The organism is Dactylosporangium sp. CS-047395 (assembly GCF_050942185.1).
Lineage (GTDB): Bacteria > Actinomycetota > Actinomycetes > Mycobacteriales > Micromonosporaceae > Dactylosporangium.
This window is the reverse complement of sequence record NZ_CP192015.1, coordinates 2,760,529-2,784,648: the sequence shown is the minus strand read 5'-3', so window position 1 is coordinate 2,784,648 and position 24,120 is coordinate 2,760,529. Positions and strand designations below refer to the sequence as shown.

Annotated in this window: 20 protein-coding genes and 1 riboswitch; of the genes, 9 read left to right on the top strand and 11 right to left on the bottom strand. The window is 71.9% G+C overall.

Annotated elements, in window-relative coordinates; all coding sequences use genetic code 11:
- Positions 1-23: 23 nt before the first annotated feature.
- Together ACQP00_RS12985 and ACQP00_RS12980 are read right to left on the bottom strand one after the other, a co-directional pair.
- Positions 24-404, bottom strand: coding sequence for an STAS domain-containing protein (locus ACQP00_RS12985; protein ID WP_433218621.1), 381 nt, complete (start codon positions 402-404; stop codon positions 24-26).
- A 131-nt stretch (positions 405-535) separates the two neighbouring features.
- Positions 536-1,696, bottom strand: a complete 1,161-nt coding sequence (locus ACQP00_RS12980; RefSeq protein ID WP_433218619.1) for a cytochrome P450 — start codon at positions 1,694-1,696, stop codon at positions 536-538.
- Between the two features lie 76 nt (positions 1,697-1,772).
- Here ACQP00_RS12980 and ACQP00_RS12975 point away from each other — a divergent pair, with 76 nt between their 5' ends.
- A complete protein-coding gene (locus ACQP00_RS12975) occupies positions 1,773-2,402 on the top strand; it encodes an alpha-ketoglutarate-dependent dioxygenase AlkB (protein ID WP_433218617.1) in 630 nt (209 codons plus the stop codon).
- Between the two features lie 139 nt (positions 2,403-2,541).
- Here ACQP00_RS12975 and ACQP00_RS12970 read toward each other — a convergent pair whose 3' ends face one another.
- Positions 2,542-3,813, bottom strand: a complete 1,272-nt coding sequence (locus tag ACQP00_RS12970; protein WP_433218615.1) for an ROK family protein — start codon at positions 3,811-3,813, stop codon at positions 2,542-2,544.
- Positions 3,814-4,294: 481 nt separating this feature from the next.
- Here ACQP00_RS12970 and ACQP00_RS12965 point away from each other — a divergent pair, with 481 nt between their 5' ends.
- On the top strand, positions 4,295-8,593 hold the full coding sequence (locus tag ACQP00_RS12965) for a discoidin domain-containing protein (protein WP_433218613.1): 4,299 nt from the start codon (positions 4,295-4,297) through the stop codon (positions 8,591-8,593).
- A gap of 8 nt (positions 8,594-8,601) precedes the next feature.
- On the opposite strand, the gene ACQP00_RS12960 is transcribed toward ACQP00_RS12965, so the two are convergent.
- Together ACQP00_RS12960 and ACQP00_RS12955 are read right to left on the bottom strand one after the other, a co-directional pair.
- Positions 8,602-9,546, bottom strand: coding sequence for a GlxA family transcriptional regulator (locus tag ACQP00_RS12960; RefSeq protein WP_433218611.1), 945 nt, complete (start codon positions 9,544-9,546; stop codon positions 8,602-8,604).
- Entirely contained in the window at positions 9,543-10,100 is a 558-nt protein-coding gene (locus ACQP00_RS12955; RefSeq protein WP_433218609.1) for a cysteine hydrolase family protein, read from the bottom strand. The genes ACQP00_RS12960 and ACQP00_RS12955 overlap by 4 nt, the downstream gene beginning before the upstream one ends.
- 138 nt (positions 10,101-10,238) lie before the next feature.
- Here ACQP00_RS12955 and ACQP00_RS12950 point away from each other — a divergent pair, with 138 nt between their 5' ends.
- Positions 10,239-11,015 carry a class I SAM-dependent methyltransferase gene (locus tag ACQP00_RS12950; protein ID WP_433223834.1) on the top strand — a complete coding sequence of 259 codons (777 nt, stop codon included), beginning with the start codon at positions 10,239-10,241 and terminating at the stop codon, positions 11,013-11,015.
- A gap of 9 nt (positions 11,016-11,024) precedes the next feature.
- A complete protein-coding gene (locus tag ACQP00_RS12945; protein WP_433218607.1) occupies positions 11,025-11,861 on the top strand; it encodes a PHP domain-containing protein in 837 nt (278 codons plus the stop codon).
- Here the strand turns inward: ACQP00_RS12945 and ACQP00_RS12940 are convergent.
- Positions 11,842-12,927: a lytic polysaccharide monooxygenase auxiliary activity family 9 protein gene (locus ACQP00_RS12940; RefSeq protein ID WP_433218606.1), complete on the bottom strand. Its 1,086-nt coding sequence runs from the start codon at positions 12,925-12,927 to the stop codon at positions 11,842-11,844. The genes ACQP00_RS12945 and ACQP00_RS12940 overlap by 20 nt on opposite strands.
- Before the next feature lie 128 nt (positions 12,928-13,055).
- Here ACQP00_RS12940 and ACQP00_RS12935 point away from each other — a divergent pair, with 128 nt between their 5' ends.
- Positions 13,056-13,259, top strand: a complete 204-nt coding sequence (locus ACQP00_RS12935; protein ID WP_433218604.1) for a hypothetical protein — start codon at positions 13,056-13,058, stop codon at positions 13,257-13,259.
- A 47-nt stretch (positions 13,260-13,306) separates the two neighbouring features.
- On the opposite strand, the gene ACQP00_RS12930 is transcribed toward ACQP00_RS12935, so the two are convergent.
- The 3 genes from ACQP00_RS12930 to ACQP00_RS12920 form a co-directional block, all read right to left on the bottom strand.
- A complete protein-coding gene (locus ACQP00_RS12930) occupies positions 13,307-13,966 on the bottom strand; it encodes a hypothetical protein (RefSeq protein ID WP_433218602.1) in 660 nt (219 codons plus the stop codon).
- Positions 13,967-14,027: 61 nt separating this feature from the next.
- On the bottom strand, positions 14,028-14,732 hold the full coding sequence (locus ACQP00_RS12925; protein WP_433218600.1) for a PhzF family phenazine biosynthesis protein: 705 nt from the start codon (positions 14,730-14,732) through the stop codon (positions 14,028-14,030).
- Positions 14,729-15,304, bottom strand: a complete 576-nt coding sequence (locus ACQP00_RS12920; RefSeq protein WP_433218598.1) for a TetR/AcrR family transcriptional regulator — start codon at positions 15,302-15,304, stop codon at positions 14,729-14,731. The genes ACQP00_RS12925 and ACQP00_RS12920 overlap by 4 nt, the downstream gene beginning before the upstream one ends.
- A 51-nt stretch (positions 15,305-15,355) precedes the next feature.
- Here ACQP00_RS12920 and ACQP00_RS12915 point away from each other — a divergent pair, with 51 nt between their 5' ends.
- On the top strand, positions 15,356-16,093 hold the full coding sequence (locus ACQP00_RS12915) for a class I SAM-dependent methyltransferase (RefSeq protein WP_433218596.1): 738 nt from the start codon (positions 15,356-15,358) through the stop codon (positions 16,091-16,093).
- Here the strand turns inward: ACQP00_RS12915 and ACQP00_RS12910 are convergent.
- Entirely contained in the window at positions 16,090-19,629 is a 3,540-nt protein-coding gene (locus tag ACQP00_RS12910) for a cobaltochelatase subunit CobN (RefSeq protein WP_433218594.1), read from the bottom strand. The genes ACQP00_RS12915 and ACQP00_RS12910 overlap by 4 nt on opposite strands.
- A gap of 59 nt (positions 19,630-19,688) precedes the next feature.
- A riboswitch (cobalamin riboswitch) is annotated at positions 19,689-19,814 on the bottom strand.
- Positions 19,815-19,892: 78 nt separating this feature from the next.
- On the opposite strand from ACQP00_RS12910, the gene ACQP00_RS12905 reads away from it, so the two are divergent.
- The 3 genes from ACQP00_RS12905 to ACQP00_RS12895 are packed head-to-tail and all read left to right on the top strand — an operon-like array spanning position 19,893 to position 23,073.
- Positions 19,893-20,954 carry a precorrin-3B synthase gene (locus ACQP00_RS12905; RefSeq protein WP_433218592.1) on the top strand — a complete coding sequence of 354 codons (1,062 nt, stop codon included), beginning with the start codon at positions 19,893-19,895 and terminating at the stop codon, positions 20,952-20,954.
- A complete protein-coding gene (locus ACQP00_RS12900; protein WP_433218590.1) occupies positions 20,951-21,571 on the top strand; it encodes a precorrin-8X methylmutase in 621 nt (206 codons plus the stop codon). The genes ACQP00_RS12905 and ACQP00_RS12900 overlap by 4 nt, the downstream gene beginning before the upstream one ends.
- Positions 21,568-23,073, top strand: a complete 1,506-nt coding sequence (locus ACQP00_RS12895) for a precorrin-2 C(20)-methyltransferase (RefSeq protein ID WP_433218588.1) — start codon at positions 21,568-21,570, stop codon at positions 23,071-23,073. The genes ACQP00_RS12900 and ACQP00_RS12895 overlap by 4 nt, the downstream gene beginning before the upstream one ends.
- Here ACQP00_RS12895 and ACQP00_RS12890 read toward each other — a convergent pair.
- Positions 22,997-24,118 (bottom strand): MFS transporter, encoded by a 1,122-nt coding sequence (locus tag ACQP00_RS12890; protein ID WP_433218586.1) that lies wholly within the window; start codon positions 24,116-24,118, stop codon positions 22,997-22,999. The two genes, ACQP00_RS12895 and ACQP00_RS12890, sit on opposite strands and share 77 nt — an antisense overlap.
- Between the last annotated feature and the right edge of the window lie 2 nt (positions 24,119-24,120).

The following is a 24,120-nucleotide window of genomic DNA, read 5'->3' as shown; positions in this document are numbered from 1 at the left end:
AAACGCCAAAAACGCCAAATGTGTTACGCGGACTTGGGTGGGGCCCAGCCGCTCTTGCCGGTGGGAGTGCTGAGGATCTCCAGGAGGCCGAGGAGGCTCAGCACGCGGCGCACGCCCGGGCTCGGGTTGACGATCCACAGGTCGCTGTTGCTGGTGATGGCGTGGGCCCGTGCGGAGACGAGTTTGCCGATGCCGGTGGAGTCGATGAAGGTGACCAGGCTCAGGTCGACCTCGACGGCTCGGGCGCGGACGTCGTCGATGGCGCGGAAGAGGACCGCGCGCAGTTCGCCGACGTTCTCCAGGGTTACCTCGCCGGCTACGCGGACTCGCAGGGCCTGGCCGGGCAGCGGCTCGACGGTGACGTTGAATTCGGGGAACACGGCGAAACGATCGGCGGGACTCATCGGGCTCAACACCTTCCAACATCCGAGCCGCTCTCACGATACGGGCATTCGCCGCCCGCGTCACCCCGGCGACCGCGGTGCGGGGATTCGTTCAGGGCCGAATGACTTGTGGCACAAGGAAAAAGTCGTGTTCACGGATGGGTGACGTCGATGGCCACGCGCAGGCCGCGCAGTTCGTAGGCGCTGATGTCGGGCTTCATGGTGATCCTCGGCACGGTCGTCATCCGCACGCCGGGCAGGGCGAACAGGCGCGTCAGGAAGGTGTCTGACTCCTGGATCGCCACGTGGGCGCCGGGGCAGCGGTGCGGGCCGTCGCCGAAGGACAGGGCCATCGGGGCCACGCCCTGGGCCAGCTCGCGACCCGGGCACACCGCGCCCGGAGTGGGACCCACCGCCGACTCGTCGAGGTTCGTGGCGTGCACGGCCACGTCGACCAGGGTGCCGGCCGGGATCGTGGTCGTGCCGTCGCCGTCGGGGACGGTGATCGGGGCCGTGGTGCGGCGCTTCAGGTTGCCGACGACCGGTTCCAGGCGCAGCAGCTCGTGGAGGATGGCGTGGCGGGCGGGTTCGGAGCTCTGGCGGTACCGGCGAAGGAGCTCTTCGTTCGTGAAGAGGTGCCAGGCGCACAGGTTGATGAATTCCCGCGTCGTCACCATGCCGGCGGCGGCGAACGTGATGACCTCGCCGAGGATCTCGCCGTCGCGGCAGCCCTCGTCGAGCAGGTGCGAGATGAGGTCGTCGCGGCGGGCCCGGCGGCGGGGTCTGATGGCGGGGCGGACGTCCTTGAGGTAGATGCCGAGGAACTGCGCGTTCTGCCGCAGGAACCAGCCGATGCCGGACAGGCTCGTGAAGCCGGGCCGGCCGAACTTCTCCGGGAAGAAGCGCTCGAGGCGCCGGTCGATGCCGGGACGGCTCTCGGTCAGGCCGATCACCGCCGCGGCAACGTCGATGGCGAGGCGGAAGCTCAGCGCGGACAGTTCGACCTCGCCGGTGCGGCGCAGGATGTCGAGCTGCCGCTCGGCCGCCTCGATCATGAGCTCGCGATAGTGCTCGTCGACCCGCTTCGGCGTGAAGAAGCGCGCGGTCTGCCGCCGGTACTCCCGATGCTCCGGCCCGTCCCGATAGAGCACCGGCCGCCGGATCCCGGGCGGCAGCTTCTCCACCGTCTCCACCCCGAGGCCGGCCTGCACCGTGTCGGAGCTGCGCAGCACCGCCCGCCCGGCCGCGTGCGTGCACACCGGCCAGACCCCTTCACCCTCGCTCGCGTCCCGCTCCACCTTGCGTGACTGCATCGACACACTGTAAAGCGTTCGCCCGAATGGCGGGTTGCGCTCGTACGCGTGTTCGAAGTCGAGTACGCTTGTTCCCATGATTGACCTCGCGTACCAGCCGTCGATGTTCGACGTCGCCGGCCCCTCCCTCGGGTCGCTCGCCGGCCAGGTCACCCGCCATGAGCTGAGCCGCGGCGCGTGGGTCGATCACCTGCCCGGCTGGGTGCTCGGCTCCGACGCCATCCTGCAGACGCTGCTGCACGAGGTCGACTGGCGGGCGGAGCGCCGGAAGATGTACGACGACGTGGTCGACGTGCCGCGCCTGCTGCGCTGGTACCCGGCCGAGGAGACCCTCCCCCACCCCCTGTTGACCGAGGCAAGGCGGCGGCTCACCGCGCACTACGTCGAGGAGCTCGGCGAGCCCTTCATGACGGCCGGGATGTGCCTCTATCGCGACGGCCGCGACAGCGTGGCATGGCACGGGGACACGATCGGCCGCGGATCGCGCTTCGACACCATGGTCGCGATTGTGTCCTTCGGTTCACCCAGGTCGCTGCTCCTGCGCCCGCGCGGCGGCGGCGACAGCGTGCGATTCCCGTTGGGACACGGCGATCTGGTGGTCATGGGCGGGTCGTGCCAGCGCACGTGGGAGCACTGCGTGCCGAAGACGGCTCGGGTCGTTGGTCCTCGCGTCTCGGTGCAATTTCGGCCGGCGGGTGTTGCGTAGCTTTTCTTGCGTGGGGCCGGGGCCGGGGGGCCGGGGGGCCGCCGGGGGGAGTCTGTCTCTCTTCGTGGCGCGCTTTGCGCGATCCCAGCAAGACGTGGCGGTCGGTTAGTGGGCGCTCCCAGCAAGACGTTGCGGTCGGCTAATGGGCGCTCGCCAGGGAAGACGTCAAGGTTACGGCCGTTGGGTCGTCGATCATGCGCTCCACGACGACGCCGGCGCCGCCCCTTGCTGCGGCGGTGAAGCCCAGGTGGGAGGCGACGAAGTGGCAGCGTGCGGCCGTTGAGGCGACGGCTAGGCGGGCCAGGTTGGCTTGGGCTGACGGGATCAGGTGGTCGGCCAGTTCGGCGAAGTAGCCGCCCAGCACGATGACGCGTGGGTTGAACAGGTTGACCAGGATCGCGCCGCCGTGGCCCAGCCAGCGGCCGACCTCCTCGACCGCCTCGACCGCGGGGCGGTCGCCGCGCTGCAGGCGGCGGTGGATCTCGGCCACCCGTTCCTGGGGGTCGGGGATCGGGCCGTCCGCGGGGCCGTACGCGGCGTCGGGAGTGGCTCGGCGGACCAGCTCGGCCAGGCCCACCTTGGTCTCCCAGCAGCCGACCCGGCCGCAGCCGCACGGGGCGCCGTCCGGCTCGACGGGCAGGTGGCCGACCTCGCCGGAGAAGCCGTCGGCGCCGCGCAGGAGATGGCCGCTGACGATCACGCCGCCGCCGACGCCGACCTCGCCGGTCAGATATACCAGGTCGTCGGTGCCGGCGGCGACGCCCCAGGTGTATTCGGCCAGCGCGGCCAGGTTGGCGTCGTTGTCCACGCCGACCCACAGCGCCGGGGGCAGGACCTCGGCCAGGCGGGCCGCCACCGGGACGTCGCGCCAGCCCAGGTTCGGGGCCAGCACGACCACGCCGCGGGCCACGTCGACCAGGCCCGGCACGGCCACCGTCAGGCCCACCGGGGTCACCCCGCGCCGGGTCAGCTCGGCCAGCGAGCGGCGGGCCGCCGCGGCCAGGTCGTCGAGGCAGCGGTCGACGTCGCGGTGCATGGCGTCGAAGCTCACCCGCTTCTCGATCACCGTGCGGCCGGTGAGATCGGCGCCGTGGACGGCCAGGTAGTCGACGTTGATCTCGATGCCGATCGCGCCGACCTCGGGGCTCAGGGCGATGCCGCGGCCGGGGCGGCCGGCGGCGCCGGAGTGCTCGGCGCCGGTCTCGCGGACCAGGCGGCGGGTCAGCAGCTCGTCGACCAGGCTCGACACGGTGGCCTTGTGCAGGCCGGTGGCGGCGGCGATGGCGGCCCGGGACCGCGGGCCGTTCGCGCGGATGTGGCGCAGGGTCCGAGTCAGGTTGGTGCGGCGCTGGGCCAGCTGGTCGGTGGGTTCCTCCGCGGACCCGGCGCCCGCGCGCTCCTTGCTCACCATCGGCCCCTGCCTCCGCTGTCCGGCGCGCGCGCCGGCTCACCGGCCGGGGCGTCCGCGCATGGTCGGACCGACCGGGAGCGGGCCGCGTGGGTCGCGGCGGCCAGCCGGTTCCGATCCGATGGGGCGGGCCTTGCCGAAGGGCCTGCCATCGACGAATCAACCACGAAGGGTCCCGCCCGCACCAGAGCCGCGGGCAACGAATGAGGAACGTTTCGAAACTCGTCGTTGCAAGCGCTAGCAGCCGCGCAGATTCCAACGCATAAACCCCACGCGATGGAACACAACCGAAGACAGCCGCGACAGACCGTTGACTTGTCGGTAGCCTGTCTGCAACATTTGGCGCAACGCTGTGCAAGATTCCTACAAGCGCCCGACAGTTACGCAGCAACGGGCAGTACGCAAGGGACGCGCCGCCAGCCCCCGCCAGGGAAGCGTCCCGAGCGCCACGAGGTCCACCCCCCTCACTTCGTAAGGATCCCTCATGAGCAGAAGGACCGTGACGCGAAGGGTGCTGGCGGCGTTTGCCGTGGCCACCCTCGTCGCCGTGACGGCACAGACGCTGCCGGCCGAGGCCGCCGGCGGCCCCAATCTCTCCTCCGGCCGGACCGCCACCTCCAGCAGCACCAACGGCCAGAACGGCATCGGCAACGTCAACGACGGCAACCAGGCCACCTACTGGGAGAGCGCCAACAACGCCTTCCCGCAGTGGGCCCAGATCGACCTCGGCAGCGCCAAGCCGATCGATCAGATCAAGCTGAAGCTGCCGAACGACACCGCCTGGCAGACCCGCACCCAGACGCTGTCGGTGCAGGGCAGCAACGACGGGAGCAGCTTCTCCACGATCGTCGGCTCGGCCGGCTACGTATTCAACCCGTCGAGCCAGAACACGGTCACGATCAGCTTCAATGCCACGACCACCCGGTACGTGCGGCTGAACATCACCGCCAACACCGGCTGGCCGGCCGCGCAGCTCTCCGAGTTCGAGATCTACGGCGTGTCGACCTCCGGCAGCAACCTGGCCGCGGGCAAGACGTTCACGTCCAGCTCGGTCAACCAGACCTACCAGGCGGGCAACGCGGGCGACTCCAACCAGGAGACCTACTGGGAGAGCAGCAACAACGCCTTCCCGCAGTGGGTGCAGGTGGACCTGGGCGCGGCCGTGCCGGTCAGCTCGGTCGTGCTGAAGATCCCGTCGGGCTGGGGCGCGCGCACCGAGACCCTCGCCGTGCAGGGCAGCACCAACGGCAGCTCGTTCTCGGACATCGTGGCGTCCAACGCGTACAACTTCGCGCCGGGCGCGGGCAACGCGGTGACCATCCCGTTCACGCAGACCACGACGCGGTACATCCGCGTCAACGTCACGGCGAACACGGGCTGGCCGGCCGCGCAGATCTCCGAGGTCGAGGTCTACGGCCCGACCACCGGTGACACCACGGCCCCGTCGGCCCCGGGCAACCTCGCCTACACGATCCCGGGCAGCGGCCTGATCAAGCTGACCTGGTCCGCGTCGACCGACAACAGCGGCTCGATCGCCGGCTACGACGTCTACGCCAACGGCGCGCTGCGCACCAGCGTGGCCGGGAACGTGCTGACGTACACCGACAGCCAGCCGGACTCGGCGACCGTCGCGTACTACGTCAAGGCCCGCGACGCCGCCGGCAACCAGTCGGGCAACTCCAACACGGTCACCCGCACCGGCACCAACCCGGACACCCAGGCGCCGAGCGCGCCCGGGAGCCTGGCCTACACCCAGCCGGCCAGCGGCCAGATCAAGCTCACCTGGTCCGCGTCGACCGACAACAGCGGCTCCATCGCCGGCTACGACGTCTACGCGAACAACTCGCTGCGCGGCTCGGTCGCCGGCAACGTGCTGACCTACACGGACAGCCAGCCGGACTCGGCCACGGTGTCGTACTACGTCAAGGCCCGCGACGCCGCCGGCAACGCCAGCGCGGCCAGCAACACGGTCACCCGGACCGGCACCGGCAACCCGCCGACCGGCACCAACGTGGCCCTGGGCAAGACGATGGAGGCCAGCGGCTCGGTCTTCACCTTCGTGCCGGCCAACGCCAACGACAACAGCGTCACCACCTACTGGGAGGGCGCGGCCGGCTTCCCGGCGACCCTCACGGTCAAGCTCGGCGCCAACCACGACATCAGCAAGCTCACGCTGAAGCTCGACCCGAGCAGCGCGTGGGGCCAGCGGACCCAGAACGTCCAGGTCCTCGGCCGTGAGCAGAGCGCGTCGACCTTCACCAACCTGGTGTCGGCGACGAACTACACGTGGAACCCGGCCAGCGGCAACTCGGTCGACATCACCGTCTCGGCCCGCGTGGCCGACGTGCGGCTGCAGTTCAACTCCAACACCGGCGCCCCCTCGGGCCAGCTCGCGGAGTTCCAGGTCTTCGGCACCGCGGCGCCGAACCCGGACCTGCAGGTCACCGGGATCACCTCGTCGCCCGCCTCGCCGGTCGAGACCGACTCGGTGAGCCTGACCGCCACGGTGAAGAACAACGGCGCGGCCGCCTCGGGCGCGACGAACGTCAACTTCTACCTCGGCACCGCCCAGGGCACCGTCCTGGCCGGCACGGCCAACGTCGCCGGGCTCGCCGCCGGCGCCCAGGCCAACGTCACCGCGAACGTCGGGCCGCGCACGGCCGGCACGTACACGGTGAGCGCCAAGGTCGACGAGAGCAACGCGGTCATCGAGACCAACGAGGGCAACAACAGCTTCACCAGCGGCACCAACCTGGTGGTCGCACCGGTGCAGAGCTCGGACCTGGTCGCCTCCCCGGTGGCCTGGTCGCCGTCGAACCCGTCCGCGGGCAACACGGTCTCCTTCACCGTCGTCATCAAGAACCAGGGCACCCAGGCCACGGCCGGCGGCGCCCACGGGGTCACGCTGACCCTGAAGGACTCGGGCGGCACCACGGTCAAGACCCTGACCGGCTCGTACTCCGGCACGCTCGCCGCCGGCGCCAGCTCCCCGGTGATCAACCTGGGCACCTGGACCGCGGTCAACGGCAAGTACACGGTGCACACCGTCCTCGCCGCCGACACCAACGAGCTGTCGGTCAAGCAGGCCAACAACACCAGCGACCTCCCGCTGTTCGTCGGGCGGGGCGCGAACATGCCGTACGACATGTACGAGGCCGAGGACGGCACCGTCGGCGGCGGCGCGCAGGTCGTCGGGCCGAACCGCACCATCGGCGACCTCGCCGGTGAGGCCTCGGGCCGCAAGGCGGTCACGCTGAACGGCAACGGCCAGTACGTGCAGTGGACCACGCGGCAGAGCACCAACACGGTGGTCGTGCGGTTCTCGATCCCGGACGGGACGACGTCGTCGATCAACGTGTACGTCAACGGCTCCTTCGCCAAGGCGATCCCGCTGACGTCGAAGTTCTCGTGGCTGTACGGCAACGAGGCGTCGCCGACCAACTCCCCCGGCACCGGCCCGCGGCACATCTACGACGAGGCCAACATCATGCTCGACAGCACGGTGAACCCGGGCAGCACGATCAAGCTGCAGAAGGACGCGGCCAACGGCGGCAACATCGCCGTCGACTTCATCAACCTGGAGCAGGTCGCGCCGATCGCCAACCCGAACCCGGCCACGTACATCACCCCGGCCGGCTTCACCCAGCAGGACGTGCAGAACGCCTTCAACACCGCGACCCAGAGCTCCACCGCGGTCGGCGTCTACCTGCCCGCCGGCACGTACGTGACCAGCCAGAAGTTCCAGATCAACAGCAAGGCGATCCAGGTCGTCGGGGCCGGTCCGTGGTACACGAAGTTCACCACGCCGCAGGACCAGCAGAACACCGACGCCGGCTTCAGTGTCCAGACGTCGGCCAACGGCTCGTCGTTCAAGAACCTGTCGTTCTTCGGCAACTACGTCGAGCGCATCGACGGCCCCGGCAAGGTGTGGGGCGAGCTGAAGGACAACCAGAACCTGACGATCGACAACGTCTGGGTGGAGCACACCGTCTGCATGTACTGGGGCGTGCACAACAGCGGCATCAACATCAGCAACAGCCGCATCCGTGACACGTTCGCCGACGGCATCAACTTCACCAACGACACGACGAACACGCACCTGAACAACATCGACGCCCGCTCCACGGGTGACGACTCGTTCGCGCTGTTCTCGGCGACCGACGGCGGCGGTTCCGTGGGCAACCACGACAACCTCTGGGAGAACCTGTCCGCGACGCTCACCTGGCGCGCGGCCGGCCTCGCGGTCTACGGCGGCTACAGCAACACGTTCCGCAACCTGTACATCGCGGACATGCTGACCTACGCCGGCATCACGATCAGCTCGCTGGACTTCGGCTACCCGTTCGTGGGCTTCGGCACCCAGCCGACCAACATCCAGAACGTGTCGCTCGTCCGCGACGGCGGCCACTTCTGGGGCAGCCAGGCCTTCGGCGCCATCTGGGTCTTCTCGGCCTCGAAGGTGTTCCGCGGCATCCGGGTGTCCGATGTGGACATCGTCGACCCGACGTACTCCGGCATCATGTTCCAGACGAAGTACACGGGCAGCTCGCCGGAGAACCCGGTGACCGACACCGTCTTCACCAACATCAGCATCAGCGGTGCGAAGCGCAGCGGTGACGCGTTCGACGCCAAGTCCGGCATCGGCATCTGGGTCAACGAGATGCCCGAACCCGGTCAGGGCCCGGCGGTCGGCTCCGCCACCTTCAACAACCTGACGTTCTCCGGCAACGCCGAGAACATCAGGAACACGACCAGCACGTTCACGCTCACGATCAACCCGTAGTACCAGCGTCACAAGGGACGGCCGCCGGGAGTACCGGCGGCCGTTCCTGCTTTTGCACGATCTCTGAGGCGACGCAGCATCCGGGCGTCCTCGAAGCCGGCCGCACGGGCCGCGGCCTCGACCGTGGCCCCGTGCCCGATCAGGTGCTCGGCCCGCTCGAGCCGCAGCAGCTGCTGGTAGCGCAGCGGGGTCAGCCCGGTCGCCTCGCCGAACGCGCGGGTCAGGGTGCGCTCGCTCACCCCGGCCCCGTCCGCGAGCTCGTGCAGGGGCAGCCGCTCGGCGAACCTTCCGTCGATGACGTCCTGCACGCGGTGCACCACGTCGCTCAGGTGGTCGCGGTGCCGCAGCATCGCACTGTGCTGGGGCGCGTCGCCGTTGCGCCGGGCGTAGACGACCATCTCGCGGGCCACCTGGGCGGCGAGCGCCGGGCCGTGCCGGGTCGCCACCAGGTGCAGCGCCAAATCGATCCCGCTGGCGATGCCGGCCGAGGTGACGACCCGCTCGTCGACCACGTACAGCACGTCGCGCACCACCCGCGCCGCCGGGTACCGCTGCGCGAGGTGATCCTGCAGCCCGTGGTGGGTCGTGCAGCGGCGCCCGTCGAGCAGCCCGGCCTGGCCGAGCGCGTCGGCCCCGGCACACACGCTGGCCACGGTCCCGCCGCCGGCGTGGTGGGCCGCGATCCGGTCGCGGGTCGATCCGGTCAGCAGCCCGTGGTCGCCGAACCGGGCCCCCTTCCAGCCCGGGATCAGGATCAGGTCCCCCCGGCCCAGGCGCGGCCAGCGGGTCTCGGCCCGCAGCGGCACGCCCTGCGCGGTCGGCACCTCCTCCCGCTCGGCCACGTAGTGCAGCTCGTAGCCCAGCCCGAGGTCGCGCACGGTGGAGAACACCTGCGCGGGGCCGGCCAGGTCGAGCAGGTGCACCTGCGGTACGAGCAGGAAGACGATCCTCACCGCGCGAGGACCTCCTTGACGGTGGCGATGGTGGCGAAGCGGCCGGCCAGAGCATATTCCGTCCGCGCGATGACGTCGTCGGTGCTCAGGGCCGGTCCGCCGGGCTCGCGGTGGGCGATCGGGAAGGTGGCCGTCGCCTCGGTGACGAACGTGACGTCGTAGCCCAGATCGCCCGCGACCCGGGTGGTGGTCTCGCAGCACAGCTCGGTCTGGATACCCGTGACGATCAGGTGCCGGATGCCCTCGGTGGTGAGCAGCTGCTGCAGGCCGGTCGTGGTGAAGCAGTTGGCCGACGTCTTGACCAGCTGCGGCTCGCCTTCCGCCGGTGCGAGCCCTTCGATGTACCGGATGTGGTCGTGCCCGGCCGCCGGGTCGAAGACGCCGCCGGTGCCGGGCTCGGTGTGCAGCACCCACACGACGAGGTCGCCGCGGCGGCGGGCGTCGTCGATCAGCGGGTTCACGGTGTTGACGATGTCCGGGTTGGAGACGGCGGCCCAGCTGGGGCGCTGCCGGAACGACTCCTGGATGTCGATGACGATGAGAGCGCTTCGCATGTGCTCAGACTCCTGTCTCCGGAAGCGGTTTTCCAGCCTCTTCAGCGGACGCATCCGGTCAGCTGCCATCTTGGCATATGGGATTCTTGTTCCGCAGTTTGAGATGAGAATACTAACCTCTGGGACATGCCTACGAACGTGTACACGCACGGCCACCACGAATCGGTGCTGCGCTCCCACCGCTGGCGCACCGCCGAGAACTCCGCCGCCTACCTGCTGCCGGTGCTCATCGAGAAGATGCACGTGCTCGACGTCGGCGCCGGGCCGGCCACCATCACCCGCGACCTCGCCGCGCGCGTGCGCAAGGTGACCGCCCTGGAGGTCAACGAGGAGGCGGTCAAGGTGGCCCGCGACGGGCTCGCCGGGGTGGCCAACGCCGAGGTCGTGCTGGGCGACGTGCACGCGCTGCCGTTCCCCGACGACACGTTCTGCGTGGTGCACGCGCACCAGGTCCTGCAGCACGTCGCCGACCCCGTCCTGGCGCTGCGCGAGATGCGGCGGGTGTGCAAGCCGGGCGGCTACGTGGCCGTGCGCGACAGCGACTACGCGGCCTTCACGTGGTACCCCCAGATGCCCGAACTCGACGACTGGCTGGCCCTCTACCAGCGCATGGCCCGGGCCAACGGCGGCGAGCCGGACGCCGGGCGGCGGCTGATGGCCTGGGCCCACGCGGCCGGGTTCAGCGACGTGGCCGCCGGCTCGAGCACCTGGTGCTTCGCCGACGAAGAGGATCGCGCCTGGTGGGGCGGCATGTGGGCGGACCGCGTGCGGGAGTCCGCGATGGCCCGGCAGGCCCTGGCTTCGGGTGTACCGCAGGAAGAACTCGACCGCATCTCGCAGGGCTGGCGACGGTGGGCGGCCGACCCCGACGGCTGGATCTCCCTGCTGCACGGCGAGATCCTGGCCCGCCCGTAGGCTGTGCGCGTGACGCTGCCGCCCGATCTGCACACGCACTCCGAGTTCTCCTGGGACACCCGGACCGGCGACATGGCGGGCTCGTGCGCGCAGGCGGTCGCTCTGGGGCTGCCGGCGATCGCGTTCACCGAGCACGTCGACTTCATCGCCTGGAACGTGGCGCCGCGGGACGTGCCGGCGCACTGGGCCGCGCTGTACCGCGACGGGGTGCTGACCCCGCCGCCGCTGGACGTGGACGGGTACCTGGAGGCGATCGACCGGTGCCGCGCGAAGTACCCGTCGCTGCGGATCATCACCGGGGTCGAGCTCGGCGAGCCGCACTGGTTCGCCGGGCCGGCCGCCGAGCTGCTGGCCGCGGCGCCGTTCGAGCGGGTGATCGGCTCGATGCACTCGATCCGCGTGGGCGGGCGGGACCGGCTGGTCGAGGACGAGTACGCGCTGCGGCCGATCCCCGATGTGCTGCGCGAGTACTTCGCCGAGACCGCGCGGATGATCGAGTCCTACGGCGACTTCTCGACACTGACGCACCTCGATTACGCCGTACGATATCTGCCGTCGTCCTTTGCTTTTCGCTGGTCCGACTTCGAGGACGAGGTGCGGGCGGTGCTCGGGTCACTGGCCGGGACGGGGCGGGCGCTGGAGATCAACACCCGCCGCACCCTGGATCCGATCCTGCTCTCGTACTGGCGGGAGGCCGGCGGCACCGCTGTGTCCTTCGGCAGCGATGCGCACCGGCCCGAGGCGGTGGCGGCCGGGTTCGCCGACGCCGCCGCACTGGCGGAGGCGGCGGGATTCCGGCCCGGCCGGCACCCTTACGACCACTGGGTTATTGCGCGCTACAGCTGAGCGTCGGCGGATTGTTGGTCCCGTTCCAACTGCCGTTGAAGCCGAAACTCGTGCTCTGGCCCGCGCTCAGCCGCCCGTTGTAGCTGGCATTGACCGCGGTCACCGTGGAACCGCTGGTGGTCAGTGTGGCGTTCCAGGAACTGGTCACGGTCTGGCCATTGGCGAACGTCATCCTGACCGTCCATTGGCTGATCCCGGCCGAGCCCGCGGTCACGGTCACGTTGGCGCCGAAACCACCGGCCCATTCGGACGACTTCGCGTAGGTGGCGGAGCAACCACCCGGCGCCTGACTCACCGACCGCGACGGGCTGGCACTCGCGCTGGGGCTGGTGCTGGCCGAGCGCGACGGCGAGGGCGAGGTGGACCGGGACGGCGACGGCGACGGCGAGCCCGTGCTGCCGCCCTGGCCGGTGAAGATCACGTCACTGCACAGGTAGTACGACTGGTCGAGGTGGCTCGCCTGCCAGATCGTGTAGATGACGTGCCGGCCGGTGCGGGTCCCGGCGTCGACCTGGGCCTGGTACATCGGCGCGGGCGCGTACCGCGACGTGCGCTGGATGAGCTCCAGGCTGTTCCACGTGAGCGGCTGCGTGGCCGGGTCGAAGCCCTGCTTGGTGATGTAGATCAGCAGGTAGTCCGCGCCGTGCTGGGCCTGGTCGGTCAGCGTGAGCGTGAACTTGTTCGGCTTCGTGGCGGCGACCCACGGCCCGACCGTGTCCAGCGAGGCGTAGAAGCCGTTCTGGGTACGGCCACCGCTGCACAGCTGCCCGTCCGGCACAGCGGCCTGGTGGTTGCCCGCCACCCCCTCGCGGAACAGGCCGTTCCAGTTCCACATGGTGTTGGGGTTGGCCTGCCACGCCTGGGCACACATCGGGTCGACGTTGGCCATGTTCGGGTTCTGGAAGTCGGAGCCCCAGCGGTCCCAGCACCCGTAGTTGCGCGACGGCGGATCGGTGAGCGACCCGTGCGCGGCCGCCGGTCGGGCGAGCGCGGCGAGGCCGAGGGCGGCGGTCACCAGGACCAGGGCCCCGGCCGCGATGCGCCGGGCGGTCGATGAAACTTGCATCGGTACTCCTCGGGAGGTGCGCCGCCACCGCCGGGCTTCCAAGCACGACGGCGACGCGGCTGACATCACAAGAACGAAGTCAACGCGCGCGGCTCCCGCCGGGCAGAGTAGCCGTTTAAACGAGGAATGTGAATATCGCAACGGGACGGTACCGCCACCGTCGCCGGCCCTTCAGCGGCCTGGGCCTGAACATCGGCGCGGGGGTGCGGGCGTCGCACTGGCTGAATCCGGTGAATCCGGCCGCTTACCGCCGCGTCACGCCTACTGTGCTGGGCCGCCTCCCGGCCGCCACGCCGAGCACTCCCGCCGCCACCCCGATCGGCCTCAGCTGACCGTCGCCACCAGCCCGCCGCGCCTGCCTCGCACGGTCGCGGCGGGTTCACGGGAGGGTGGCCGCCAGCGCGGCGTACGTCGGAGCGAGTGCACGCAACGCGCGTGAAGCCGCGGTGCGGTCGTCCGCCACGAAGGCGTACTGCAAGCCGCCCACCAGCATCGACTGCTCCGTCAACACCTGCGCCGCCGCCACTAGGCCCAGCGAAGCCAGCGCGGCCGCGGCGTCCGAGAGGCGGCGCGCGCCCACCCGTACGGCGAAGTGGGTCAGGTGCGCCCGCACGTCGTCCGGCAGGCCGGCCTCCACGCGATCGGCCAGGGCGTGGAGGGCATCCGCGCCGTGCCGGGTGTCCGGAGGGACGGGCAGTTCGAAGCGGCCGCGGAGCCAGGCGGCGAAGGACGGGACGGCGTCGCGCAGGGCATCGGCGACCGTGACCGATCCGGCGCGGTTGAACGCATATCGCAGCGTGTAATCGGTGCTGCGGTACCCGATCGTCTCGCCCTTCCACGCGGCCAGGAACGTGTCCGTCGGCAGGGTCGCGTACGGGTGGCCGTGTGGGTCGTGGAAGCGGACCAGCTCGTCGTCCGCGGACAGCACCACGACGAAGTGGTCCGCCTCGATCGGGCCGGTCATCCCCGGCTGGTGCGCGAACAGCCCCATCTCGAGCGGTCCGGCCAGCACCGGCCCGCTCGTCAGCGCCTCGCGCAACAGGGACAGGGCGGCCGCGGAGGAGGTGGCACCCGTGCCCTTCTGGGCGGGTGCGGCGTGGTCATGGGATGTGGCAGACCCCGCCCACCTCGTGTGCGTCGGCGTGGATGGTGGCGGGCTCGCCCAGGGCGTCGCCCATGTCGACGGTCACGGGCGTCCCGAGCGCGGCGGCCAGGCAGAAGGTGCTGTTGGCGTTCGCGATGTCCTCCGGCACCCCGATCGACGGCGCGAACATCCGAGCCGCCGCGCGCCCCTCACCGTCCGGCCGCGAGTACACGAAGCACCCGAGCAGCCCGGAAGCGTCGCAGGCCGCGCGCAGAGCCGCCTGGTCGGGCGCGAGCGCCGCCAGCTCCTCGCGTGTGCCGACCGGAACCAGCAGCCGTGCGCGCCCGACCGAAGCGACCACCACCCCCTCGACGGAGCCGAGCCCAAGGGCAGCAAGCACAACACCGGCGTCAGAAGGCGAACGCAGGGTTACCGGCCCGGGATCGAAGGCCGCCCCCATCAGCTCGCCCGAGCTCCAGGCGCGCCCACGGAAGGTGCGCCCGCCGGCCCGTACCTCATACCCGCCGGGACCCAGGACCGCCAGCGCCGCGATCGTCCCGTGGCCGCACGCCGGGAGTTCGCCGGTCGAGGTGAAGAACCGCAACTCCGGCCCGGGACCGATCCACACCGTGTGAGACGTCGGGCCCAGCTCGAACGTGTGCGTCACAGTCGTCGGGCTGCCACCTGTGCCGTCGCGCAGGCAGGCGCGGACGACGATCATCCGAGGACCAGGGCGACCGCCCGCTCCACCGCGTCCCGGGTCGGCGGCGGGCCGGTGCGATCGGCGAACAGCAGGTGGGCGGTCCCGATCAGCATCGCCGCCAGCCCGTCCGGTTCGGCGCCCCGCGGCACGCGCCCCAACTCGCGCTCGGCCGCCAGATACGCGGCGAGCATGCGCGCCGCCTCGGTCAGCACCGGCACGCCCGCCGGCCACGTTTCGCGGAGGCGGGCGCGCAGCTCGTCGCGGAACGTCACCAGGGCCACGATCGCCACCGCGACCGAGCCGAAGACGGCCACCAGCGCGTCCGTCACGTTGCCGGCGACCGTGCCGGTGCCGGCCAGTGAGCGCAGGGCTACCGCCTGGGGGGCCATCTGGTGGACGCGGTCCAGGACGAACGCGGCCAGGAAGTCGTCGAAGTCCGTGAAGTGCTTGTGCAGCACGCCCTTCGCCACGCCGGCCTCGGTCGTCACGGCGCGGCTCGTCAACGCGCTCGGGCCGTCTCGCAGCAGGATGCGATCCGCGGCGGCGAAGAGCTGCTCGCGGACGTCGCGGAGGGCTACTCCCGTGGGCACTCGTGGACTCCCATCTTGTCAGAGTGGGCGAGTGCCCACTAGAGTGGGCGCATGCCCACTGTACCGCACGAGGAACGCGCAGTAGCCGAATCGTTCGGGGCCGACGCCGAGCGCTACGACCGGGCCCGCCCCAGCTATCCGTCCGCGCTCATCGAACGCATTCCCCAGGGTCACATCCTCGACGTCGGGTGCGGCACCGGCATCGTGAGCCGCCAACTCCATGGGAGCACCGTGCTCGGGCTCGATCCCGATCCGCGCATGGCCGAGGTGGCGCGCCGGCACGGGATCGAGGTCGAGGTCGCCAAGATCGAGGAGTGGGATCCGGCCGGGCGCACCTTCGACGCCGTCGTCGCCGGGCAGACCTGGCACTGGGTCGAGCCGATGGCCGGGGCGCGCGCGGTGGCGGACGTGCTGCGGCCCGGCGGGCTGGTCACCATGTTCTGGAACGGTGCCGACCCGCCGGAGGAGGTCGGGGCGGCCGCCATGCGCGTGCTGCGCAAGCACCTGCCGGAAATGCCGATGCCGCAACGGTACTCCTTCGGCGGCAACGCCTACCGCCCGCTCGCCGACAAGGCGGCCGAGGGGCTGCGCGCGACCGGGGCGTTCAGCGAACCGGAGGACTGGATCTTTCCCTGGGAGCGGGTCTACACCCGCCGGGAGTGGCTCGATCAGCTGGCCACCTCCGGGTTCGCGAACCGGCTCCCGCCCGAGGTCTTCGAGGAGATCGAGACGCCGGCGACGTTCACCGTCACGTACAGCACCGTCGCCACGGCCGCCTACAGAAGCTAAGCGTCCTCCAGGTCGCCCTCGGTCTGGAGGTACACCTCGCGCAGACCGTCCAATGTGGACTGCTCCGGGTGCTCCCACAGGCCGCGGTCGGCCGCTTCCAGGAGGCGCTCGGTGATGCCGTGCAGGGCCCACGGGTTCGACTCGGTCAGGAACTTCTGGTTGTCCGGGTCGAACACGTAGGACTCGGCCAGTTTCTCGTACATCCAGTCGGCCACCACCCCGGCCGTGGCGTCGAAGCCGAACAGGTAGTCGACGGTGGCCGCGAGCTCGAAGGCGCCCTTGTACCCATGCCGGCGCATCGCGGCGAGCCAGCGCGGGTTGACCACCCGGGCCCGGAAGACGCGGGCGGTCTCCTCGCTCAGCGTGCGGGTGCGCACGGCGTCCGGGTTGGTGCTGTCGCCGACGTACGCGGCGGGGGCCCGGCCGGTCAGCGCCCGCACGGTCGCGACCATGCCGCCGTGGTACTGGAAGTAGTCGTCGGAGTCGGCGATGTCGTGCTCGCGGGTGTCGGTGTTCTTGACCGCCACGCTGATCCGCTTGTACGCGCCCTCCATGTCGCCGCGGGCGGGCACGCCGTCGACGCCGCGGCCGTAGGCGTAGCCGCCCCACACCGCGTACACCTCGGCCAGGTCGCGGTCGTCGCGCCAGTTCCGGCTGTCGATGAGCGGCAGGATGCCCGCACCGTAGGCGCCCGGCTTGGACCCGAACACCCGCAGGGTCGCCCGCCGCTCGTCGCCGTGGGCGGCGAGGTCGGCCTCGACGTGCGCGCGGACGAAGTTCGACTCAGGAGCCTCAGGAGCAGAAGCCGCCATTTGTACGGCATCGTCGAGCAACGCCACCACATGCGGGAAGGCGTCGCGGAAGAAGCCGGAGATGCGCATGGTCACGTCGATGCGCGGCCGGCCCAGCTCCGTGAGGTCGATGAGCTCCAGACGGGTGACCCGGCGGGAGGCCTCGTCCCACACCGGGCGGACCCCGAGCAGCGCCAGGGCCTCGGCGATGTCGTCGCCGGCGGTGCGCATCGCGCTGGTGCCCCACATCGACAGGCCGACCGAGCGGGGCCAGTCGCCGTGATCCGCGCGGTACCGCGCCAGCAGCGAATCGGCCATCGCCTGCCCGGTCTCCCAGGCGAGCCGCGACGGCACCGCCTTCGGGTCCACCGAGTAGAAGTTCCGGCCGGTCGGCAGCACGTTGATGAGGCCGCGCAGCGGGGACCCGCTGGGCCCGGCCGGCACATAGCCGCCGTCGAGCGCGTGCAGCACCATCGTGAGCTCGTCCGTGGTGCGCTCCAGCCGGGGCACGATCTCCTCGGCCGCGAACCGCAGCACCCGTACCACATCCGGAATTTCGGAAATATCGGAAAGGTCGGAGGTGCTCCAGTCCCGCGACTCCATCGCCGCGACGAGCGAACGGGCCTGCGCCTCGATGGCGTCCACATTGGACCGTTCCGGCGTGGACTCATCGAGACCGAGCGCCTCCCGCAGACCCGGCAGGGCCGCCGCCTGGCCGCCCCACATCTGCCGCGCCCGCAGCATGGCCAGGACGAGGTCCACGCGGGCGGAACCCGAAGGAGCCACGCCCAGAATGTGCAGGCCGTCGCGGATCTGCACGTCCTTGACCTCGCACAGCCAGCCGTCGACGTGCAGCAGGAAATCGTCGAACTCCGCGTCGTGCGGCCGGTCGTCCAGCCCCAGGTCGTGGTCGAGCTTCGCGGCCTGGATCAGCGTCCAGATCTGGGCCCGGATCGCGGGCAGCTTGGCCGGGTCGAGCGCGGCGATGTTCGCGTGCTCGTCGAGGAGCTGTTCGAGGCGGGCGATGTCACCGTACGACTCGGCGCGGGCCATCGGCGGCACCAGGTGGTCGACCAGCGTGGCGTGCGCCCGGCGCTTGGCCTGCGTGCCCTCGCCCGGGTCGTTGACCAGGAACGGGTAGATGAGCGGCAGGTTGCCCAGCGCCGCGTCGGCCCCGCAGCCGGCCGACAGCCCGACCGTCTTGCCGGGCAGCCACTCCAGGTTGCCGTGCTTGCCGACGTGCACGACCGCGTGCGCGCCGAAGGAGTCGGCCAGCCAGCGGTACGCGGCCAGGTAGTGGTGCGACGGCGGCAGGTCCGGGTCGTGGTAGATCGCGACCGGGTTCTCGCCGAAGCCGCGCGGCGGCTGCACCATCACCACGACGTTGCCGCGCTGCAGGGCGGCGAGCACGATGTCGCCGTCGGACACGAACAGCTCGCCCGGGGCCGGGCCCCAGTGCTGCTCCATCCCGGCCCGCAGGTCGTCGGGGAGCGTGTCGAAGAACGCGCGGTAGCGCTCGCCCGGAATGCGGACCGGGTTGCCCTGCAGCTGCTCCTCGGTGAGCCAGTTGACGTCCTGCCCGCCGGCCGCGATCAGCTCGTGGATGAGCGCATCCCCATCAGAAGGGAAGCCTTCCCCGAGGTCGTAGCCTTCACGAGCAAGGGCCTCAAGCAGCCGCACGACGCTCGCAGGCGTGTCGAGGCCGACGGCGTTGCCGATCCGGGAGTGTTTCGTCGGGTACGCGCTGAGCATCACCACGACCCGCTTGTCCGCGTTCGGGATGCGGCGCAGGCGCGCGTGGGCCGTGGCGATCCCCGCCACGCGGCCGGCCCGCTCCGGATCGGCGACGTACACGGTCAGGCCGTCCTCGTCGATCTCCTTGAACGAGAACGGCACCGTGATGAGCCGCCCGTCGAACTCCGGGATGGCCACCTGGGTCGCGGTGTCCAGCGGCGACAGCCCGTCGTCGTTACCGTCCCAGGTGTCGCGGCTGGACGTCAGGCACAGCCCCTGCAGGATCGGCACGTCGAGCGCGGCCAGCGCGCCCACGTCCCAGGCCTCGTCTTCGCCGCCGGCCTGGGCGTCGGCGGGCCGGGTGCCGCCGGCCGCGAGCACCGTCACGATCAGCGCGTCGGCCTCGGCCAGGGTCGCGAGCAGCTCCGGCGGCGCGGTGCGCAGCGAGGCGGCGAACACCGGCAGCGGCCGGGCGCCCTCGGACTCCAGCGCGGTGCACAGCCCCTCGATGAACGCGGTGTTCCCGGCGACGTGGTGCGCCCGGTAGTAGATGACGGCCACCGTCGGTCCGTCGACGTCCTTCTCGGCGCGCTCCAGCACGCCCCAGACGGGGGTCTCGACCGGCGCGGCGAAGCCGTGGCCGGTGAGCAGGACCGTGTCGGAGAGGAACCGGTGCAGCTCGGCGAGGTTGGCCGCGCCGCCGAAGGCGAGGTAGGCGTGGGCCTGCGCGGCGAGGCCGGCCGGGACCGTCGAGTGGCTCATGAGCTCGGCGTCGGGCGCCTGCTCGCCGCCGAGGATCACCACCGGGCGGCCGGTGGCCAGGAGCGTGTCGAAACCGTCCTGCCAGTCGCGGTACCCGCCGAGGAAGCGCACCACGATCAGCTCGGCGCCGTCGGCGAGCCCGGGAAGGTCCGCCACGGACGTGCGCGACGGGTTGGCCAGGCGCCAGCCGGCACCACTGGCCCGCGCGCTGAGCAGGTCGGTGTCGGACGTCGACAACAGCAGGATCACGCCGGGGTCCTCCCTCGGGGTCCGCGCCCCAAGCTGGTGGGTCGATGCCGGCGCCGGAGAGTCTCCTGGCTCCCGGATCGGCGCTCACCCCCGGGCCTTCCCGGGCTGGGCCCGGTGGCCGTCGTGCTGGAGGCTCACTCCCCGGTCACAGTGGCGGGACCGTCCCGGATTCGCACCGGGTTCCTCCACACGTCGCCGTTGTACAGCGCCTCAACTCTCCTGGAAGAGGCTGTGCGGCGTCAAGCGAAGGTAATATCCGCCGCGTGCAGGCTCCAAGCGGACGCGACGTCCCCGACCGGTGCCCCGGCGCCGTGCAGGTGCACGCGGCGGCCGACGGCGGGCTGGCGCGCGTCCGGCTGCCCGGCGGCCGGATCACCGGGGCCCAGCTGCGCGTCCTGCGCACCGCCGCGGCCGAGCTCGGCGACCCCGCCCTGGAGCTCACCTCGCGCGGAAACGTGCAGGTCAGGGCGTTGCGGCCGGGTGCCGAGCGGGAGCTGGCGGCGCGCCTGACCGACGCCGGGCTGCTGCCGTCGGCCACCCACGAGCGGGTCCGCAACATCGTCGCCAGCCCGTTGAGCGCCGCGGTCCGGCCGCTGGTGGCCGAGTTCGACGCGCTCCTGTGCGCCACGCCCGCGCTCGCCGGGCTCCCCGGCCGGTTCCTGGCCACCCTCGACGACGGCCGCGGGGACGTGACGGCGCTGGTCGGCGACGTCGGCCTGCACGATTCCCGATTGATCCTCTCCGGTGTACCGACCGAGCTCCACGGCGGCCCGCCCCTCCTGGTGCGCGCCGCCGAGGCCTTCCTGGCGGAGCGGGCCGCGCAGGAGTCCAAGGCCTGGCGGCTCGCCGAGCTCTCCGACGGCCCCGCGCGTGTCGCGGCGCGTCTCGGCACGACGCTCGGGACATTTCGGATTTTTGGCTCGGACGCGCCCGGCCCCGGGATCCATGGCGAGCTCGCGGTGCTCGTGGTGCCGCTCGGGCTGCTCACCGGCGCCCAGTCTGCCGCCCTGACCGCGCTCGAAGAGATCATCGTCACCCCGTGGCGGACCGTCGTGGTCCCGGCCGCGGCGATGGCCGACGCTGTGGCGTCCGGGCTCGCCGCCGATCCCGCCTCGCCGTGGGCCGGGGTGACGGCCTGCGCGGGCCGGCCGGGCTGCGCCAAGTCCCTCGCCGACGTGCGCGCGGACGCCCGGGCCGCCGTCGCCGCGGGCACGCCGGAGCCGGCGCACTGGGTGGGCTGCGAGCGCCGCTGCGGCGCGCCGAAGGGAAGGCACGTGGAGATGCTCGCGACGGGTTCAGGTTATCGGCGGAGTGTGACCGGGTGAGCGACTACATCCGCGACGGCGCCGAGATCTACCGGCGCTCGTTCGCCACCATCCGGGCCGAGGCCGACCTGTCGGGGCTGCCGGCGGATGTGGCGCGGGTGACGGTACGGATGATTCACGCCTGCGGGATGGTCGACCTTCCGGCGGACGTCGGCTGGTCGCCGGGCGTGGTCGCGTCCGCCCGGGCCGCGCTGCTGGCCGGCGCCCCGATCCTGTGCGACGCGGAGATGGTCGCGTCCGGGGTGACCCGCGCCCGGCTGCCGCGGGGCAATGACGTGGTGTGCACGTTGCGGGCACCGGAAGTACCGACGCTGGCTCTGCAATTGGGAAACACGCGCAGTGCGGCCGCCCTCGAATTGTGGCGGGGCCGCATCGAGGGCGCCGTGGTGGCCGTCGGCAACGCGCCGACCGCCCTGTTCCGGCTGCTGGACATGGTGGCCGAGGGAGCCGGCACGCCGGCCGCCGTCATCGGCATCCCGGTCGGCTTCATCGGCGCCGCCGAGTCGAAGGCCGCACTGGCCGAATCGGGCCTGGAATACCTGGTGGTGCACGGCCGCCGGGGCGGCAGCGCGATGACGGCCGCCGCCGTGAACGCGATCGCGAGCGAAGAGGAATGAGCACTGTGGACAGTGGGCAGCTGTACGGCGTCGGTCTCGGCCCGGGCGATCCCGAGCTGGTGACGGTCAAGGCGGCCCGGCTCGTCGCGGCGGCCCCGGTGGTGGCGTACCACTCGGCCCGCCACGGCAGGAGCATCGCGAGGTCGATCGCCGAGCCGTACCTGCGCCCGGACCAGATCGAGGAGGCCCTGGTCTACCCGGTCACGACGGAGGCGCACAACGACTACCGCGGGGTGATCGAGGAGCACTACGACGCCTGGGCCGCCCGCCTGGCCGCCCACCTGGACGCGGGCCGCGACGTGGTCGTCCTGTGCGAGGGCGACCCGATGTTCTACGGCTCCTACATGCACATGCACAAACGCCTCCGCGGCCGGTACCGCACCGAGGTCGTCCCGGGCGTCACGTCGGTCTCGGGCGCCTCGGCGGTCCTGGGCCGCCCGCTGGTCGAGCGCGACGAGATCCTGACCGTCCTGCCGGGCACGCTGCCGGGCCCGGTCCTGGCGGAGCGGCTGGCCGCGACCGACTCGGCCGCCGTGATGAAACTGGGCCGCACCTTCGGCAAGGTCCGCGACGCGCTGGAGCAGGCGGGCCGGCTGGACGAGGCCTGGTACGTGGAGCGCGCCACCACCACCGGCGAGCGCGTCGCCCCGCTGGCCTCCGTCGACCCCTCGTCGGTGCCGTACTTCTCGATCGCGCTGCTGCCGTCGCGCGTCCACGACGAGACCGCGGCCGCACTGGCCGCGGCTCCCGCCGTGGTGGCCGCGGGCGAGGTGGTCGTGGTCGGCCTGGGCCCGGCCGGGCGCGACTGGCTCACCCCGGAGGCGCAGGCCGCCCTGGCCGCGGCCGACGACCTGGTGGGCTACGGGCCGTACCTGGACCGCGTGGCGGCCAACCCGCGGCAGCGGCGGCACGCCTCGGACAACCGGGTGGAGGTGGAGCGGGCCGAGTTCGCCCTCTCCCTGGCCAGGGACGGCCGCCGCGTCGCGGTGGTCTCGTCCGGCGACCCGGGCGTCTTCGCCATGGCGGCGGCGGTGCTGGAGGTGGCCTCGGAGCCGCGCTGGAAGGACGTGCCGGTGCGGGTCCTGCCGGGCCTCACCGCCGCGCAGGCGGTGGCGAGCCGGGCGGGCGCGCCGCTGGGGCACGACTTCTGCGTGCTGTCGCTGTCGGACCGGCTGAAGCCCTGGGACGTCATCGCGGGCCGGCTGGAGGCGGCGGCCAAGGCCGACCTGGTGATCGCGGTGTACAACCCGGGTTCCCGCTCGCGCACCTGGCAGGTCTCGGCGGCGAAGGAGTTGTTGCTGCGGCACCGCGCCGAGGACACCCCGGTGGTGGTGGGCCGCGACGTGGGCGGCCCGGAGGAGTCGGTGCGCGTGGTGCGGCTGGCCGACCTCGAACCGTCCGAAGTGGACATGCGCACGCTGCTCATCATCGGCTCCTCGCAAACCCGCCGCCGCGACGACGACTCGCAGGTGGTCTGGACCCCGCGCCGCTACCCGGCCTGAGGTTGAGCACGACGACCGCGAAGGTCAGGGCGAGGGCGGCGCCGATCCAGGCCAGGGCCGGGTAGCCGGCACTCGCGGCGAGCGGGCCCGACAGGCCGCCTCCGGTCGCGGCGGCGGCGCCCATGCCGAGCTCGCCCCAGGCCTCGCGGCGTGGGCGGTCCGGGGCGGGGACGTCCGCGACGAGGAGGGTGCTGCCCGCGACCAGGCAGAAGTTCCAGCCGACGCCCAGCAGGAACAGGCCGGCCACCAGCCCCTCGGTCGCGCCGGACGCGACGGTCAGGCAGGCGATCAGCAGGACCGCGGTGCCGAGCAGAGCGGTCCGGCCCGCGCCCACCGCGGCGACCAGCCTCGTCGAGATCAGCGAGGGCGCGAACATGCCCGCGATGTGGGCGCTGATCACGGCACCGATCCCGGTGGCCGAGGCCCCGCCGTGGGCGAGGTGGACCGGCGCGAAGGTCATCACGCCGACCATGACGAGGTTGGCGAACGTCAGCACGGCCAGGCCCGTCCGGCTCGGCCGCACCGAAGGACCTGCCGGCACCTCGACCACCGACCGCACCCGCGCCGGCAGGTAGCACAGCGCGGCCAGCACGAAGGCGGCGGCGGCCACGAGGTAGGGGTCGGCGAGGCCGAGCAGCAGGGGGCCCGCGATCGCGCCGGCGGCGGTGGCGGTGAGGACGGCGGTCATGGTGCCGGCGAGTTCGGCGGCCGCGTACCGGGTCAGCGTCACGGCCGTGTTGCCCGCGCCCGACAGGAGGGTGCCCGCCAGAACCAGGGGCAGGCTGGCGAGGTGGGCCGCGAGCAGGACGACAGCGCATCCGACGGCGGCGGTCAGGGTGCCGGTCGCCAAGGCGCGGGTGCGGCCCACCCGGCGGGTCAGGGCGGACAGCAGGAGAGCGGCCAGCGCGGCGCCCAGCACCAGGGCGGTCTGCGGTAATCCGGCCACCGCCGGGCCGGCAATCCGGAAGGCGAGGAGCGCACCGGCGGCGCCGGCGAGGGACTGGGCGAAACCGCCCAGGGCGGCGGCCATCCACAACCAGGTCATGC

Excerpts from the sequence above, each read along its gene's own strand:
- ACQP00_RS12980 (WP_433218619.1), bottom strand. The coding sequence starts at position 1,696 with ATGCAGTCACGCAAGGTGGAGCGGGACGCGAGCGAGGGTGAAGGGGTC.
- ACQP00_RS12965 (WP_433218613.1), top strand. The coding sequence starts at position 4,295 with ATGAGCAGAAGGACCGTGACGCGAAGGGTGCTGGCGGCGTTTGCCGTG.
- ACQP00_RS12985 (WP_433218621.1), bottom strand. The coding sequence starts at position 404 with ATGAGTCCCGCCGATCGTTTCGCCGTGTTCCCCGAATTCAACGTCACC.
- ACQP00_RS12915 (WP_433218596.1), top strand. The coding sequence starts at position 15,356 with ATGCCCACTGTACCGCACGAGGAACGCGCAGTAGCCGAATCGTTCGGG.
- ACQP00_RS12955 (WP_433218609.1), bottom strand. The coding sequence starts at position 10,100 with ATGCGAAGCGCTCTCATCGTCATCGACATCCAGGAGTCGTTCCGGCAG.
- ACQP00_RS12925 (WP_433218600.1), bottom strand. The coding sequence starts at position 14,732 with ATGATCGTCGTCCGCGCCTGCCTGCGCGACGGCACAGGTGGCAGCCCG.
- ACQP00_RS12890 (WP_433218586.1), bottom strand. The coding sequence starts at position 24,118 with ATGACCTGGTTGTGGATGGCCGCCGCCCTGGGCGGTTTCGCCCAGTCC.
- ACQP00_RS12970 (WP_433218615.1), bottom strand. The coding sequence starts at position 3,813 with ATGGTGAGCAAGGAGCGCGCGGGCGCCGGGTCCGCGGAGGAACCCACC.
- ACQP00_RS12940 (WP_433218606.1), bottom strand. The coding sequence starts at position 12,927 with ATGCAAGTTTCATCGACCGCCCGGCGCATCGCGGCCGGGGCCCTGGTC.
- ACQP00_RS12975 (WP_433218617.1), top strand. The coding sequence starts at position 1,773 with ATGATTGACCTCGCGTACCAGCCGTCGATGTTCGACGTCGCCGGCCCC.
- ACQP00_RS12895 (WP_433218588.1), top strand. The coding sequence starts at position 21,568 with ATGAGCACTGTGGACAGTGGGCAGCTGTACGGCGTCGGTCTCGGCCCG.